Raw genomic sequence first — 14,756 nt, 5'->3', positions numbered from 1 at the left:
AACGCAAGCAGAAGACCGCGCCTACCTCGCTGAAATTCCTGACGTTTTTCAGGTTACCAAGATGTAACCCCGCCATTGTGGCCAGATTGCCACATTTTCTTGGAGAAAAATACATAACTAGGTTTGATATTTGAATTAGTTGTCTTGGGAACATAACAATCCTCCTGCGGCGGAGGGGGGCACCCTCAAGTCGTCCCGTCCAGGGCTCTCGCCCAAGTGCGTCGCGTTCTCCGCGAAACGCCCTGTCGGGTTTTGCAGGCACGGCGCGCCGGTCGACCATCGACACCGGCGCACCGGGCCTACCAGTCAACTTGGAGGTCTATTTTGACGAATACCATGAAGAGCTTCGTGCTCGGCACCGCGGCGGGTCTCGTCGCGCTGACCGGCGCCCAGGCGGCCGATCTGCCGGTCAAGGCGAAGGCTGTCGAGTATGTGAAGATCTGCTCGCTCTACGGCGCGGGCTTCTACTACATCCCCGGCACCGATACCTGCATCCGCATCGGCGGCGCGCTGCGTTTGGACACCACCTTCAACGGCGGTACCTATGACGCGCCGTTCTGGCAGGGCGGCACCGGCGGTGCGAACTCGTACAACCGCAACTACTTCAACACCCGCGAGCGTCTGAACCTGTTCCTCGACACGCGCACCGCCACCGAATACGGCGTTGTTCGTACCTACGCGAACATCCAGTTCGACTTCCTGCAGGGCCGCGAGAGCATCGCGGGCGGCTTTGTCGAGAACGACTTCCTGTTCATCCAGTTCGCCGGCTTCACCTTCGGTAAGGCCGTGTCGCAGTTCGATCCGCAGTGGGCGCTCGCCAAGCCGTGGATTTCTTCGGGCTTCCTCGGTGGCTCGAACAACACCACCGGCATCCCGCAGATCGCCTACACCGCCTCGTTCGGCAACGGCGTGTCGGCGACGATCTCGCTCGAAGACGCCCAGCCCTACCGTTCGGCTGGTGTCGTGAACGCGTCGGCCGGCTTCCTCGGCCCGTTCGGTTCCGCGACTCAGGCGTACGGCGTGTCGTCCAACACCTTCACGGGCAACGTCCAGACCGGCGATCACGTGCCGGATATCGTCGCCAACCTGCGCCTCGACCAGGCCTGGGGTTCGCTGCACTTCGGCGCCGCTGCGCATGAAGTTCACGGCACCTACTACACCTCGACCAACAGCGACACCGGTCATCCGTCGTCGGCCTGGGGCTATGCCTTCACCGGCGCCTTCGAGCTGAAGAACCTGCCGACCGGCGTGGGCGACAGCCTGAAGGTCGAAGCCAGCTATGCCAAGGGCGCGGCCAAGTACGTGTTCGGCGGCACCCAGGATACCTCGGGCGGCGGTCGTTACGCCAAGGTCGGCACCGGCGCCGGCACCGCGGGCAGCCTGGCGTTCGGCTATGCGCTCGACGGCGTCTACTCGGGCACCAACTCGGCCAATGGCTCGAGCATCGACCTGAGCTCGGCGTGGGAAGTGAGCGCGTACTACGAGCACTACTGGAACCCGGCCTGGCGCACCTCGGTGTTCGGTTCGTACACCGCGATCAACTACGGTTCGGCTGGCAACGCGGCTCTGCTTGCTGCTGCGAACGCCCTCACGGGCGGTCTGAGCACCGGCACCTTCGGCGGCACCAACACCGGCAACTTCAACTTCGCGGTTGCCCAGGTTGGTACGCGTACGGCCTGGACCCCGGTCCAGAACCTGACGCTGTCGGCTGAGTTCACCTACACCCGGCTGATCCAGAACCAGAACGGCGTCTTCACCGCCAACGCCAACACCATCCCGGGTGTGGCCGCCGGTACCTACGAGATGAAGAACCAGAACCTCTACAACGGCTCGGTTCAGATTCTCCGCAGCTTCTGATCGTCAAACAACGAAAAGGAGACATCTTCTCACGTAAACCTCCAGAAACCTCCGGCGATGCCCCGCCGGAGGTTTTTTCTTGCCTGCAAGCGACCATCCCGCGCACCACGAGCCGGTGCCCCGCGCGATGCCGGACACAGAAGCCAGCCTCCCGCCGCGATCAGCTCATATCCCGGCGCGGCGCTGCGGCGTCCATCGCGGGGCCACGCGCAGTGTCCGCGACTTCGGCGGCCACCATCCGCACGATCCACGGCAGCACCAGCGCCAAAGCCACGACATTCGCCAACAGCGTCAGCTCGGGCGCATCAAAGAGCCTCGGCAGCAGCGCGAGCACGACGAGCGGCAGGAGCACGGCGAACATGCCGCCGAGCGAGGGACGGCCGGCGGCCGCCGCAATCAGCTCTGTCGCGGGCTGGAAGCGCGCCGAACCGGCCGCCGCCCGCCAGACAAGGTCAGACGCCTGCATGGCGGCGAACGTCGCCGCCAGGTCTTCGTTGCCGGCGAGCTCGGCCGCGACCATCCCTGCGCGCTCGACCGACAATTCACCGTCGAGATAACCCGACAGCTCCTCGGGCGTGACCGGCGTCATGTCATGTCCTCCTCATGGAAGCGTTCGGCCAGCGCCTTGCGCGCCAGATGCAGCCGCGACATCACGGTGCCGGCCGGAATCTGCAGGGCTTCGGCCAGTTCACGGTAACTCATGTCGCCAAAGTACCTCAGCCGGAGAATCTCCTGATGGGGCGCAGCCAGCCGTCGAAGCGCCGCATCGAGCCGCTCCCACGCGGACTGATCCGTCCCGCTGCCGTCGGGAAGATCGATGCCGTCCATCGATCGCGTCAAGATCCTGCGTTTCTGGCGGAGCAGATCGATGCAGCAGTTGTGAAGAATGGCGAACCACCACGCCTTGAACGAGCGCGTTCGGTCGAATGTGTCGAACCGTTCGAGACCACGCAGCGCAGCCTGCTGCACGGCGTCTTCCGCATTGTGGCGGTCACGCAGCAGCGCGCGGGCATAGCCCGCGCCCCGGGCGAGCAGCGGATCGAGCCTCGACGCGTAGTCGCGCGCGGATGACACGGCCTCACCCCATACTCTGCAGCAGGCGCAGGAGCTGCGCGAAGCGATCGCGAAACAGCACGAGGATGACGATGACGAGCACGACATGGGCCACCCCGAAGCCCAGCGCGACCCAGCCGCGCCGCCGCATCTTCGGATCGGTGGGCCGAATGCCGCGCAGCACGAACAATGCGAGCACGATCGCAAGTCCCGACTTTTCGATGCCAAGCGCGTTGACGAAGGCGATGACACTCGCTGCGACCGCCGCGATGCTCAGCCCGGCGGCGCGCCCGGCCCGGTAAGCGTTCTGAATCTGATCGGAACTTGATGGATCGGACACCGCGTGCTCCCGCGAAGACATGACAACGTCATTCCCCATACGATCGCGGGCGCCATTTATTCATCGCAGCGGTCAGCGCGTGGCGATTTTTCCGGCCATGGCCGACCGCCCCGGGATATCGCCGGGCCGGCGGACGCCAACAGCGGTTCCAGGCCAGACGGCGCCGGCCAGAGCGCGTTTGCTTGTGATGGAATCGCAAACGCGCTCTAGTTTTTTGTTTTGACGCGTTTTCTTCCCGCGAACCGGTGCCCACTTCGCTCGAAAACGCTCTAGTTTTTGTTTTGACGCGTTTTCTTCACGCGAACCGGTGCCCACTTCGCTCGAAAACGCTCTAGTGCCCGCCGCTCCCCTTCTTCGGCCGCGGCGGGCCATCGACCGGCGGCAGCGACTTCAGATACACCGCCATCGCCATGCGGTCGGCATCGCCGAGTTCGGCCAGGTTGCGGATCACCCGTGTCATCGAGCCGCCGGCGGAGTCGCCATCGGGCGTATCGCCGCTCTGCAGGAAATAGGCGATCGCCTTCACCGACCAGTCGCCAAGCTCCTTCTGGGTGATGTTGGGCACCCAACCCTCGCCTTCCGGATTGGGCCCGCCGGCGAAGCGCTGCGCCGCGATGATGCCGCCCAGCGCGTTGCGCGGGCTATGGCACTCGGCGCAGTGGCCAAGACCATTGACGAGATAGGCGCCGCGATTCCACTCCGCCGATTGCGCCGGATCCGGCGCGAACGGCCGGCCGTCGAGATAGAGGAACTTCCAGCCGCCGACCAGCCGGCGGATGTTGAAGGGAAAGCGCAAGTCATGGTCGCGGATGCGGCCACGCACCGGCGCCAGCGTCTTCAGGTAGGCAAAGAGGTCGCGCACGTCCTCGACCTTCGCCCGCTGATAGGAGGCGTAAGGAAACGCCGGAAAGTAGTGCGTGCCCTCGGGCGAGGTGCCCTTCTGCACGGCGGTGACGAAATTGGCCTCGCTCCAGCGACCGATGCCGTCGTCGGGATCGGGCGAGATGTTGGGGGCGTAGAACGTGCCGAAAGGCGAGGGAATAGCAAGGCCGCCGCCAAGGCGCAGGCGGTCCTGCTGGTTCGGCGTCGCGTGGCATGACGCGCAGCCGCCGGCATTGAACACGGTCCGGCCATTGGCGAGATCCGGCGTGCGTGTCGGCAAAGTGCTGGCCGCGACGACCTCCGGGCTGGTGATCTGCCAGAACACCCCACACCCCACCACCATGGCGGCAACGACCAAGAGCAGCAATTTTCGCATCATGGAACCTGCCTGCAGGAATAAATCACGCCGTTGGTGGTTGAATCAGGGTTTGCGCCACGACACCATCCGCCGTCGCGCAGCCCGTCGCCTCGAGGACCCTCCGTCCTCAAGACCATCGGACGTCATCATCTATTCCGGGCGAGCGAACGCCTTCAAGACGACGACAGGGAGAACGCCATGATCCAGTCCGCAGGACCATCTTTCCGCCTCCTCAGCCTCGCCATCGGCGCACTCGCCGTGGCTACAGGCCCCGCATGCGCCGAGAAGCTCGCCATGAAGGCCCAGCTCAGCGGCGCCTCCGAGGTGCCAGCCACCACCAGCACCGCCAGCGGCCTCGCCGACGTCACCTTCGACACCGCGTCCAAGGCGCTGAGCTGGAAGCTCAGCTACACCGGCCTGTCCGGCCCGGCGACCATGGCGCACTTCCACGGCCCTGCCGAGCCTGGCAAGAACGCAGGTGTCGCCGTGCCGATCCCCAACACCGCGAGCGGCTCCGAAGGCACCGCGACGCTCACCGACGCCCAGGCCGCCGACCTGATGGCCGGCAAGTACTATGTCAACGTGCACACCGCCGCCAATCCGGCCGGCGAGATCCGCGGTCAGGTGACGAAATAGCGAAAGCGCGTGGATGAAGCGCAGCGATATCGAAGGCGAGGCCACCGGCCCCGCCTTCATGCGCGATCCCGCGCGATGCCTTACTTCTTGAGACGGTAGAGCTCGTGGCAGCCGCCGCAATTCTTGGTGACGCCAGAGAACGCGGTCTTGAAGCTGTCGAGATCGGTCACGCTGGCTTCCGCCGCCTTGGCATCGGCGCCGAGCTTGACGAATTTGGCATCGAAGTCGGCCTTGCTCTCCCAGATCTTCGGCAGCGCGGCGGTGTCCTCGCCGGCCTTGGCGCTGTCCGGGAACAATCCCGGCGCCTTGGTTGCCGTGTCCTGGAAGACCACGAAGATCGCCTTGGCCTTGGCAAGATCGAACGGGGCTTCGCCGCGCACCATTGCCGCACCGGCGCCGGCATTCTTGCCCGTATCCTTCATCAGAGCCTTGCGGGCCGCGATCGGATCCTGGGCCGCAACCGCCGAGATTCCCAACACCAGAGCTCCGGCCACAAAGAGTGCACGCTTCATCAATTCCTCTCCAATCCCTCTCCTGCGGGCGCGCCCGCACCTGTGGTGAAATCGTCGGACGACACCAATCGGTCCGAACACCGCCACGGAAGCATTATTCCGTGACGGCCGTTCGGTTCATGATGCCTTCTGCTGCCGGCGCTGGATCGCCATCCACACCCGCTCGGCGGTCGCTGGCATGTCGATATGATCGATGCCGTACTCGCGCCACAACGCGTCGATGATGGCGTTGACGATCGCCGGACACGAGCCGATCGCACCAGCCTCGCCCGCGCCCTTCACGCCCAGCGGATTGGTGGTGCATGGCACGTTGTGGGTCTCGAACAGAATCGACGGACCATCGGCCGCGCGCGGCAGCGCGTAGTCCATGAATGTGCCGGTGACGAGCTGACCGTCCCGCGGATCGTACACCGCCTGCTCCATCAGCGCCTGGCCGATGCCCTGCATGGTGCCGCCGTGGACCTGGCCGGCGAGCATCAGCGGGTTCAGCGTGACGCCAAAATCGTCGACGATGACATAGTTGACGATGCGAATGACGCCGGTCGCCGGATCGATCTCGACCTCCACCACATGGGTGCCATTGGGAAAGGTGCCGTCGGCGCTGCTGAACGCATCGCTCGCGCTCAGCTTGCCGGAATTTTCGCCCGCCCGCCTCGCGAGATCGGCGAACGACACCGCGCGATCGGTGCCGGCGATGCGAATGGTGCCGTCGATGATTTCGAGGTCGCCGGCACCCGTCTCCAGCGCTTCGGAGGCGATCTCCTTCAGGCTGAGGCCGAGCTTGCGGGTGGCGCGCTCGACACTGACGCCGCCGGACGGGATCGAGCTGGAGCCGCCGGTGCCGAGACCGGTCGCGATCTTGTCGGTGTCGCCCTGCAGCATGTGCACGCGTTCCGGCGGCAGGCCGAACTGCTCGGCAACGAGCTGGGCATAGGCCGTGGCATGGCCCTGCCCGCTCGACTGGGTGCCGATCAGGATGGTGATGTCGCCATCGGGATCGAGCCGCACCTGCGCGGTCTCCTCGCCCATGGTGCCGCAGACCTCGACATAGCTCGCAAGGCCGATGCCGCGCACCAGACCCTGTTTCTTCGCGGCGCGCGCCCGCTTCGGAAAATCCTTCCAGTCGGCGACGTCCATCGCGCGCTTGAGATGCGCGGCGAAATCGCCGGAGTCGTAGACCTTGCCGGTCGCCGTGGTGTACGGCATCGCGCGCGGCGGGATGAAATTCTTGCGGCGGATGGCGTCCGGCGCCAGCCCGAGCTTGCGAGCGGCGGCATCCACCAGGCGCTCGACCACATAAGCCGCCTCGGGACGGCCGGCGCCGCGATAGGCGTCCACCGGCACGGTGTTGGTGAACACGGTGCGCACGCGACAGTGGAAGGCCTCGATGTCGTAGAGACCGGGCAGCATGCCGGCGCCGCCATGCGGAATGTACGGCGCGAAGGTCGAGAGATAGGCGCCCATGTCGGCGACGAGATCGACGTCCATCGCCAGGAACTTGCCGTCGGCAGCGAGCGCCATGCGCGCGGTGGTGACGTTGTCGCGGCCCTGGGCATCGCCGATGAAATGATCGGCGCGCTCGGCGACCCACTTCACGCTCTTGCGCAGTCGCCGCGCGGCGACCGCCGCAAGCGCATACTCACGGTAGGGAAACAGCTTGGTGCCGAAACCGCCGCCGACGTCGGGGCAGATCACCCGCATCTTCTCGACGGGAATCTTCAGCACGTTCTGGCAGAGGATGTCGCGCACGCGATGGCTGCCCTGGCTGCCGACGGTGAGCGTGAGATGGTCGCGTTTCGCATCGTAGTCGCAGACGACCGCGCGCGGCTCCATGTAGTTGGTGACGATGCGCGGATTGACGATGGAGATCTCGGCGACCGCATGGGCCCTGGCGAACGCGGCGTCGACCGCCGCCTTGTCGCCGATGGCGGTATCGAACAGCAGGTTGCCGGCATGATCGGGCCACACCTGCGGCGCGCCCGGCTTGAGCGCGTCGACCGCACCGACCGCCGCCGGCAGCGGCTGCCAGTCGACGGCAATGGCCTCGAGCGCGTCGCGCGCCTGGTCAAGCGTCTCGGCCACAACGAACGCCACCGCGTCGCCGACATGGCGAACCGTGTCCCGGGCAAGGATCGGGTAAGGCGGAGCGGTAAAGGGGTCTTCCGGCAGATTGAACAGGCACGGCAGGCCGCCGAGATCGGCGGTATCCTCAGCGGTCAGGATCGCGGCGACGCCCGGCAGGGTCCGTGCATGGGCCGCATCCAGCTTGAAGCGGGCATGGGCATGCGGCGATCGCAGCACCAGCGCATGCAGGACGCTCGGGAGGGAATGATCCGCCGTGTAGTGCCCCCTGCCGCGAATAAACGCATCGTCTTCCTTGCGCCGGACGCTGTGACCGACGCCGAACTTGATGGGAGCCATGGGATCTCCGGGAGCAACCTGGAAGGAACAGTCTGGAACTTCGAACCATTCCATATTGCAGCGGATCGCCGGGCTGCGCAAACCCCTCGTTCAGCGGATGAGCGCCCTCATCCAGCGCATCCCGAACAGCAGCCAGACCGCTGCGCCATAGACGATGGCGCCGACCACGATCAGCAGGCCCAGCGTGATCTCATCACGCAGGGTTGATAGTCCGCCGAGCAAGACCGGCGCAGCGCGCGCCGTCACCCACAGCGCCGCGGCCAATACGGCGCCGGCGGCCACGAACCTGACCAGAGAGCGGCGGAAGGTCGCATCGAATTCGAGATAGCCGGCGCGCACGGCAAAGCCGATCACCAGCAGAAGGTTGACCCAGGCGCCGACCGCGGTGGCGAGCGCGAGACCGATCTGCGCCAGCGACCCGACCAGCGCGATCTTGAGCACGACATTGACCGCGACCCCGGTCAGCGCCGCCTTGACCGGCGTCGCCGTGTCCTTGCGGGCGTAGAAGGTCGCGACGGCGCTGCGGATCAGCACGAACGGCACGAGGCCGACCGCGTAGGCCGCAAGCGTCGCGGCGGCGGCGGCAGCATCGGCACTGGTGAACGCGCCGCGGGCGAACATCGCGCGCATGATGACGTCGGAGACCGTGAGAAAGGCGGCGACGAACGGCACCGAGAACAGCAGCGTGAATTCGAAGGCGCGGCGCTGGATCGCCATGGCGCCGGCATGATCGCTCGACGTCAGCCGCCGCGACATGTCCGGCAGCAGCACGGTGCCGATGGCGATGCCGATGACGCCGATCGGCAACTGGTTGAGGCGGTCGGCATAGTACAGCGCCGACAGCGCGCCCGCCGGCAGGAAGGTGGCAATGATGGTGTCGGCGAACAGCGCCACCTGGGTGCCCATCGAGCCGAGCGTTGCCGGCCCGAGCGCGCCGAAGAACGCGCGGACATCCTCATCGAGCCTGAGGCGGGTGAACTTCGGCAGGCCGCCATGGCGCGCGACGTCGCCGGCGAGCAGGAAATACTGCAGAAAGCCTGAGATCAGCACGCCCCAGGCCGCGGCGTGGCCGGCGCTCGGGAAGAACGCGGCGAGCGCCAGCGTCGCCATCATCGCGAGGTTGAGGAAGATCGGCGCGGCGGCGGCGCTGGCGAAGCGGTGCATGACGTTGAGCATGCCGCCATAGAGCGTGACCAGCGTGATCAGCAGCAGATAGGGAAAGGTGATGCGGGTGAGCTCGATGGCGAGCGCGCGCTGCGCCGGATCCTCGCTGAAGCCCGGCGCCAGCAGCGACATCGCCTGCGGCATGAACAGCCAGGCAACGACCAGAAGCACCACCTGCGACACGAACAGCAGGGTGAAGATGCGGTCGGCGAACAGCCGCGCCGCCGCCTCGCCCCGCCCGCCATGGACATGGGCGTAGGCCGGCACGAAAGCGGCATTGAAGGCGCCCTCGGCGAAGATGGCCCGGAAGTGATTGGGCAAGCGCAGCGCCACGAAGAACGCGTCGGCCACCGGTCCGGCACCGAGGATCGCCGCAAGCATGATGTCGCGCGCGAACCCGGTCAGCCGTGAAAGCAGCGTGTACCCGCCGACGGTGAAGATGCGCCCCAACATGCCTGCTTGTTCCCGCGCCCCTGACGCCCCGCGGACGATCCGCATCCGCCGCGGACGCTATCGCCGCCGGCGGACGAAGACAATGCAGGCGATGCGAATGTCAGAGCGCTTCGTGAACCGCGGCGATGATGCGGTCCTGGGTCGGTTCGTCGAGATAGGCATGCATCGGCAGGCTGATCACGTCCAGCGACAGCCTCTCGCTGACCGGCACGCCGCCGCTCGCCACCGGATAGTGCTTGTAGGCGGTCTGCTGGTGCAGCGACTTGGGATAGTAGATCGCCGTGGGCACGCCGCGCGCCTTGAGCTTTGCGGCGAAGCCGTCGCGATCCGTATTGCGCAGGCGAATCGTATACTGCGCCCACACGGAGACGCCATCGACGACGCGCGGCACGGCAACCACGTCCTGCAGCGCATCGGAGTAACGCCTGGCGATGCGGTTGCGGGCATCGATCTCGTCCTGGAAGATCTTCAGCTTCTCGATCAGGACCGCCGCCTGCACGGTGTCGAGGCGCGCGGTGAGACCGATGCGGACGTTGTCGTACTTGTCTGAACCGTGGCCGTGAACGCGGATGCTGCGCAGCGTCGCCGCGAGTTCCTCGTCGTCGGTGCAGATCGCACCGCCGTCGCCGTAGCAGCCGAGCGGTTTCGCCGGGAAGAAGCTGGTCGCGGTGGCGAGCCCAAAGGTGCCGAGGCGACGGCCCTTGTACGTGGCGCCAAAACCCTGCGCGGCGTCGTCGAGCACGAACAGACCTTCGGCTGCGGCGATGGCGCCGATCGTGTCATGGTCGGCGCTCTGGCCGAACAGGTCGACCGGGATCACCGCCCTGGGCTTGAGGCCCTGCTGGCGGGCGGTCGCGATGCCGCGGCTGAGCGAGGCCGGATCGATGTTGAAGGTGGTCTCGTCGACGTCGACGAACACCGGCGTCGCACCGAGCAGCGCCACCACCTCGCCGGTCGCGCAGAACGTGAAGGTCGGACACAGCACCGCATCGCCCGGGCCGATGCCGCGCGCCATCAGCACCATCAGCAACGCGTCCGTGCCGCTGGCACAGGCGACGACGTGTTTGGCGCCGCAGAACGCGGCGAGATCGGCCTCGAACTGCGTCACCTCCGGACCGTTGATGAACTGGCACGCGTCGAGGACCTTCGATACCCCGTCATCGATGGCGCGGCCGAGGCGGCGGCGTTGCGTCGCAACGTCGATGAAGGGAATGGCTTGCGGCGGCGTGTGCTGGTTCATGCGGACCTGCGCGTTTGATGAACGATGAAGAAATCAGCCGGCGATGCGGCGCGGCGTGCGGGCGGCGTCCGCCACCTGCTGCGACGGCGCCTCGAGGCACTGGATCGCGATCGCGAGGCTGGCGACGCCCTCCTCGCCGGTCACGGCCGGCGTCTTGCCGGTGCGCACCGCGTCGGCGAACGCCATCAGCTCGGCGCGCAGCGGCTCGTCGTGCCCGACCGAAAGATGACGCATGGAATAGGCGCCGTCCGGCTGGAAGCCGAAGCACTCGGTCACCTGGCGCGTCAGCAGGTCGCCGGTGAGATACTTGCCGCGGGTCGCCACCGTGACGCTGCGCGCCTTGAACGGCGTCAGCCAGTTGGTGTTGATATGGGCGAGCACGCCGGACTGGGTGCGGAACTGGAGCAGCGCAATGTCCTCGCGCTCGGCGACCGCGCTCGAGAGCTGCGGCTGCACCTCGGCGATGTCCGATTCGGTGAACCAGCGGATCAGATCGATGTCGTGCACGGCGAGATCGATGACGACGCCGACATTGGACATGCGCGGCGGGAACGGACCGACGCGGGTGATGGCGATGGAGAGAATGTCCTCGCCCTTGATCGCCTGCTTGATGGCCGCGACCGCCGGATTGAAGCGCTCGACATGGCCGACCATCAGCGTGACGCCGGCCTTGCGCGCGGCGGCGACGATCTCCTCGCCCTCCTGCACCGTGGAGGCGATCGGCTTCTCGACCAGCACATGAATGCCGCGCGCGATCAGCGCCAGCGACACTTCGTGGTGGAGATGGGTGGGGGCTGCGACCGTGACCGCATCGACGCCGGCGGCGATCAGTTCGTCCAGCGTCTCGAACACTGGACATCCGACGAGCCGCGTGGCGCGCTCGCGGTGGGCCGGCAGCGGATCGACGATGCCGACCATGGTGACGCCCGGCAGGCTCATCAGCACGCGCGCATGGTTGCTGCCCATCACGCCTGCGCCGACCACGCCCATGCGAAGGGGCGCCCCGTCTTTCAAACTCATCCCAATCCCCGAAAAATCGTTCGGCGCAAACCCCGGTCGCGCCGCGGCCACGGTCTAGCACGCCGGCCGGGCCGTTGCGAACCTTCCCGGCACAACATTAAACACGTTTTGATTCAAAGAATTACATAGAAATATCAGGGATCTAGCCAGCGCGCGCGACTGAACCGGTTCCAATCCGGCGGGACGCCTCCGGCTGCTGGCCGCGGCCGAATCGGCGCCAAGCGACACTTGCCGGCCGCGCCGGGCGCGCCTGACAGCCCTTGGCGGGCATGGGCAAGCCGCGCTATGGCCGGCGGCCCACTCCATCACACGATGCGTCCGGCGCGGGCAACGGGGCGATCCGACGTTCATGAAGTTTTCGAGCATCCAGTGCTTCCGCGGGCTCGCCGCCAACGCGGTCCTGATCAGCCACCTGCTGCTGATCGAGCCGAAATACGGTCAGGGTATCGCCCTGCTGCCCGACTGGACGCGCGTGCTCGGGCCCGCCGGTGTCGATTTCTTCTTCGTCATCTCCGGCTTTGTCATTGCCTATATCGCCGCGGATTCGCCCCCTCTGCGCTTCGCGCTGTCCCGGGTGATACGCATCTTCCCGGCCTACTGGTTCTATACCTCGATCGTGCTGGCGGCCTTCCTGATAGCGCCAGGCGTCGTGAACACGTCCTATGCGCATCCGCCGTCGATCCTGAAATCCTATCTGCTCTGGCCCCAGGATGTCGGTCCTCTGCTTGCAGTCGGCTGGACGCTGATCCACGAGATGTACTTCTATCTGGTATTCGCCGCGCTGCTGGGCCTGCGCGTGCCGATCCTGCCCGCGCTGCTCGTCTGGGCCCTTGTGATCGCCGCAGCGTCCGGCCTCGGCTATCCCGCCAGCCCCGCGCTCGGCATCGCATTCAATCCACTGACCTGTCTGTTCATCGCCGGTGCGCTGGTCGGCCTTGCGATCCGCGCCGGATTCGCCCGCTTCGCGTCCGGCAGCCTTCTCATCGGCGTGGCGCTTGTCCCCGCCGGCCTGATCGCGGCAGCGTCATCCGGCCTGTCCCAGAACGACCTGCAAATGACCGGCACGGGCATCGTGATGATCGGCGCGCCGTTCGTACCGCTGATCTACGGCGCGGCGGCGCTGGAGCTGACGCAGAAGCTGCCCTGGCCATCCCTGCTGCAGCGAATCGGCGATGCGTCGTACTCGACCTACCTGTGCCACGTCCTCGTGGTGTCGGCGCTCGGCCACGCCTTCGCGCGCCTGCCCTGGCACGACGTCGCGACGCAGATCGTTTTCCTGGCAGCATGTCTCGTCGCGGCGAACGTCGCCGGCCTCGTCAGCTACCGGCTGATCGAGCGGCCGGCCCTCGGCCTGCTGCGGCGGCAGCCGAAGCCATCGCCCGGTGATCCACCGGCGATGCCGGCACCTCACGAGCGCTTGTAGTCGTCCTCGATGCGGATGATGTCGTCCTCGCCGAGATAGCTGCCGGTCTGCACCTCGATCAGCTCCAGCGGGATCTTGCCGGGGTTTTCCATGCGATGGACCGCGCCGATGGGGATGTAGATCGACTCGTTCTCGTGCACCACCTTCTGGGTGTCGTTGACCGTGACCAGCGCAGCGCCGCGCACCACGATCCAGTGCTCGGAACGATGGTGATGCTTCTGCAGCGACAGGCGACCGCCGGCCTTGACGATGATGCGCTTGACCTGATGGCGCTCGCCGATATCGAGCGACTGGTACGAGCCCCACGGCCGGTGGACCTTGAGATGGTCTTCCGTCACCTGCGGCGCGACGGTGCGCAGCTTGCCGACCAGCCGCTTGAGGCCGCCGGCGTCCTTCTGCCGCGACACCAGCACGGCATCCTGCGTGGCGACGACGACGAGATCCTCGACGCCTTCCAGGGCCACCAGGGTTTTGTCGGTGGAGACGTTGCAGTTGCGCGCGCCCTCGAACACCGCCTGCCCCTGCGCGACATTGCCGTCACCGTCCTTGGGCGACAGCTCCCAGACCGCGCGCCATGACCCGACATCGGACCAGCCGCACGACACCGCGATCACCGCGGCACGGTCGGTCTTCTCCATCACGGCATAGTCGATCGAGATCGCGCGCGCGCTTTCGAACGCGGCCTTGTCGAGCGTGACGAAACCGAGATCGCGGCCGGCTTTCGCCACCGCCTCGGTCACGGCCGTGACGCTGTCGGCATCGAAGCGGGCGTATTCGGCGAGCAGCGTCTCGGCGCGGAACATGAAGTTGCCGCTGTTCCAGAGATAGCCGTCGGCGACATAGCGCGCCGCCGTCGCCGCATCCGGCTTCTCGACAAACGAAGCGACCGCGCGGATGTCGCCGGAAATGGCATCGCCGGGACGAATGTAGCCATACTCGGTCGACGGATGCTCGGGCGTGACGCCAAAGGTCACGATGCGTCCGCCGTTGGCGCCATCACGGCCGCGACGGCAGGCCTCGACGAACGCGGCGTTGTCGCTGACCACATGATCGGCGGCGAGCGCCAGCACGACCGCGTCGGCGTTGCGCGCGCGGGCAAAGGCGGCGCCGGCGGCGATCGCGGGACCGGAGTCGCGACGCGCCGGCTCCAGCAGCACATCGGCCTCGAGGCCGATTTCAGCGAGTTGCTCGGTGACCATGAAACGATAAGCGGCATTTGTGATCACGATCGGACGATCGAACAGCGTGGGATCGAACACCCGCCGCATGGTGTCCTGGAAGGTCGAGCGTTCGCCGAACAGCCGCAGGAACTGCTTCGGCCGCCCCTCGCGCGAGGCGGGCCAGAGGCGCGTCCCGGCGCCGCCGCACATGATTAACGGAATGATACGCTCGCCCAT

General features: G+C 66.5%; 13 protein-coding genes. 3 read left to right on the top strand and 10 right to left on the bottom strand.

Annotated elements, in window-relative coordinates:
• Positions 1-324: 324 nt before the first annotated feature.
• Positions 325-1,857 (top strand): porin, encoded by a 1,533-nt coding sequence (locus JQ639_RS31410; protein WP_349644658.1) that lies wholly within the window; start codon positions 325-327, stop codon positions 1,855-1,857.
• Positions 1,858-2,017: 160 nt separating this feature from the next.
• Here the strand turns inward: JQ639_RS31410 and JQ639_RS31405 are convergent, their stop codons facing one another.
• The 4 genes from JQ639_RS31405 to JQ639_RS31390 form a co-directional block, all read right to left on the bottom strand.
• Positions 2,018-2,446, bottom strand: a complete 429-nt coding sequence (locus JQ639_RS31405; protein WP_211963798.1) for an anti-sigma factor — start codon at positions 2,444-2,446, stop codon at positions 2,018-2,020.
• A complete protein-coding gene (locus JQ639_RS31400) occupies positions 2,443-3,018 on the bottom strand; it encodes an RNA polymerase sigma factor (RefSeq protein WP_249122868.1) in 576 nt (191 codons plus the stop codon). The genes JQ639_RS31405 and JQ639_RS31400 overlap by 4 nt, the downstream gene beginning before the upstream one ends.
• A complete protein-coding gene (locus JQ639_RS31395; RefSeq protein WP_211963795.1) occupies positions 2,936-3,250 on the bottom strand; it encodes a hypothetical protein in 315 nt (104 codons plus the stop codon). Before JQ639_RS31395 ends, JQ639_RS31400 begins: the two co-directional genes overlap by 83 nt.
• 331 nt (positions 3,251-3,581) lie before the next feature.
• On the bottom strand, positions 3,582-4,511 hold the full coding sequence (locus tag JQ639_RS31390) for a c-type cytochrome (RefSeq protein WP_211963787.1): 930 nt from the start codon (positions 4,509-4,511) through the stop codon (positions 3,582-3,584).
• Between the two features lie 177 nt (positions 4,512-4,688).
• Between JQ639_RS31390 and JQ639_RS31385 the strand changes: the two genes are divergently transcribed.
• Positions 4,689-5,126, top strand: a complete 438-nt coding sequence (locus tag JQ639_RS31385; protein WP_211963780.1) for a CHRD domain-containing protein — start codon at positions 4,689-4,691, stop codon at positions 5,124-5,126.
• Between the two features lie 80 nt (positions 5,127-5,206).
• On the opposite strand, the gene JQ639_RS31380 is transcribed toward JQ639_RS31385, so the two are convergent.
• From JQ639_RS31380 to JQ639_RS31360, 5 genes are all read right to left on the bottom strand, one after another.
• Positions 5,207-5,638 (bottom strand): c-type cytochrome, encoded by a 432-nt coding sequence (locus tag JQ639_RS31380; RefSeq protein ID WP_211963778.1) that lies wholly within the window; start codon positions 5,636-5,638, stop codon positions 5,207-5,209.
• A gap of 117 nt (positions 5,639-5,755) precedes the next feature.
• Positions 5,756-8,059: a xanthine dehydrogenase family protein molybdopterin-binding subunit gene (locus JQ639_RS31375; RefSeq protein WP_211963774.1), complete on the bottom strand. Its 2,304-nt coding sequence runs from the start codon at positions 8,057-8,059 to the stop codon at positions 5,756-5,758.
• A 90-nt stretch (positions 8,060-8,149) separates the two neighbouring features.
• Complete coding sequence (murJ, locus tag JQ639_RS31370) at positions 8,150-9,676, bottom strand: murein biosynthesis integral membrane protein MurJ (RefSeq protein ID WP_211963772.1); 1,527 nt, start codon at positions 9,674-9,676, stop codon at positions 8,150-8,152.
• A gap of 100 nt (positions 9,677-9,776) precedes the next feature.
• Positions 9,777-10,916 (bottom strand): DegT/DnrJ/EryC1/StrS family aminotransferase, encoded by a 1,140-nt coding sequence (locus tag JQ639_RS31365; RefSeq protein ID WP_211963771.1) that lies wholly within the window; start codon positions 10,914-10,916, stop codon positions 9,777-9,779.
• Positions 10,917-10,949: 33 nt separating this feature from the next.
• The gene (locus JQ639_RS31360) at positions 10,950-11,936 is read right to left on the bottom strand and encodes a Gfo/Idh/MocA family protein (RefSeq protein ID WP_211963769.1); all 987 of its coding nucleotides are present in this window, start codon (positions 11,934-11,936) and stop codon (positions 10,950-10,952) included.
• A gap of 349 nt (positions 11,937-12,285) precedes the next feature.
• Here JQ639_RS31360 and JQ639_RS31355 point away from each other — a divergent pair, with 349 nt between their 5' ends.
• Complete coding sequence (locus JQ639_RS31355) at positions 12,286-13,359, top strand: acyltransferase family protein (protein WP_211963762.1); 1,074 nt, start codon at positions 12,286-12,288, stop codon at positions 13,357-13,359.
• On the opposite strand, the gene JQ639_RS31350 is transcribed toward JQ639_RS31355, so the two are convergent.
• Positions 13,344-14,756: a mannose-1-phosphate guanylyltransferase/mannose-6-phosphate isomerase gene (locus tag JQ639_RS31350; RefSeq protein WP_211963760.1), complete on the bottom strand. Its 1,413-nt coding sequence runs from the start codon at positions 14,754-14,756 to the stop codon at positions 13,344-13,346. The genes JQ639_RS31355 and JQ639_RS31350 overlap by 16 nt on opposite strands.

The organism is Bradyrhizobium sp. U87765 SZCCT0048, from assembly GCF_018131225.1.
In the GTDB taxonomy this organism is placed as follows: Bacteria; Pseudomonadota; Alphaproteobacteria; order Rhizobiales; family Xanthobacteraceae; genus Bradyrhizobium_A.
Note: the sequence above shows the minus strand (reverse complement) of the source record. Positions and strands in the feature narration are given on the sequence as shown.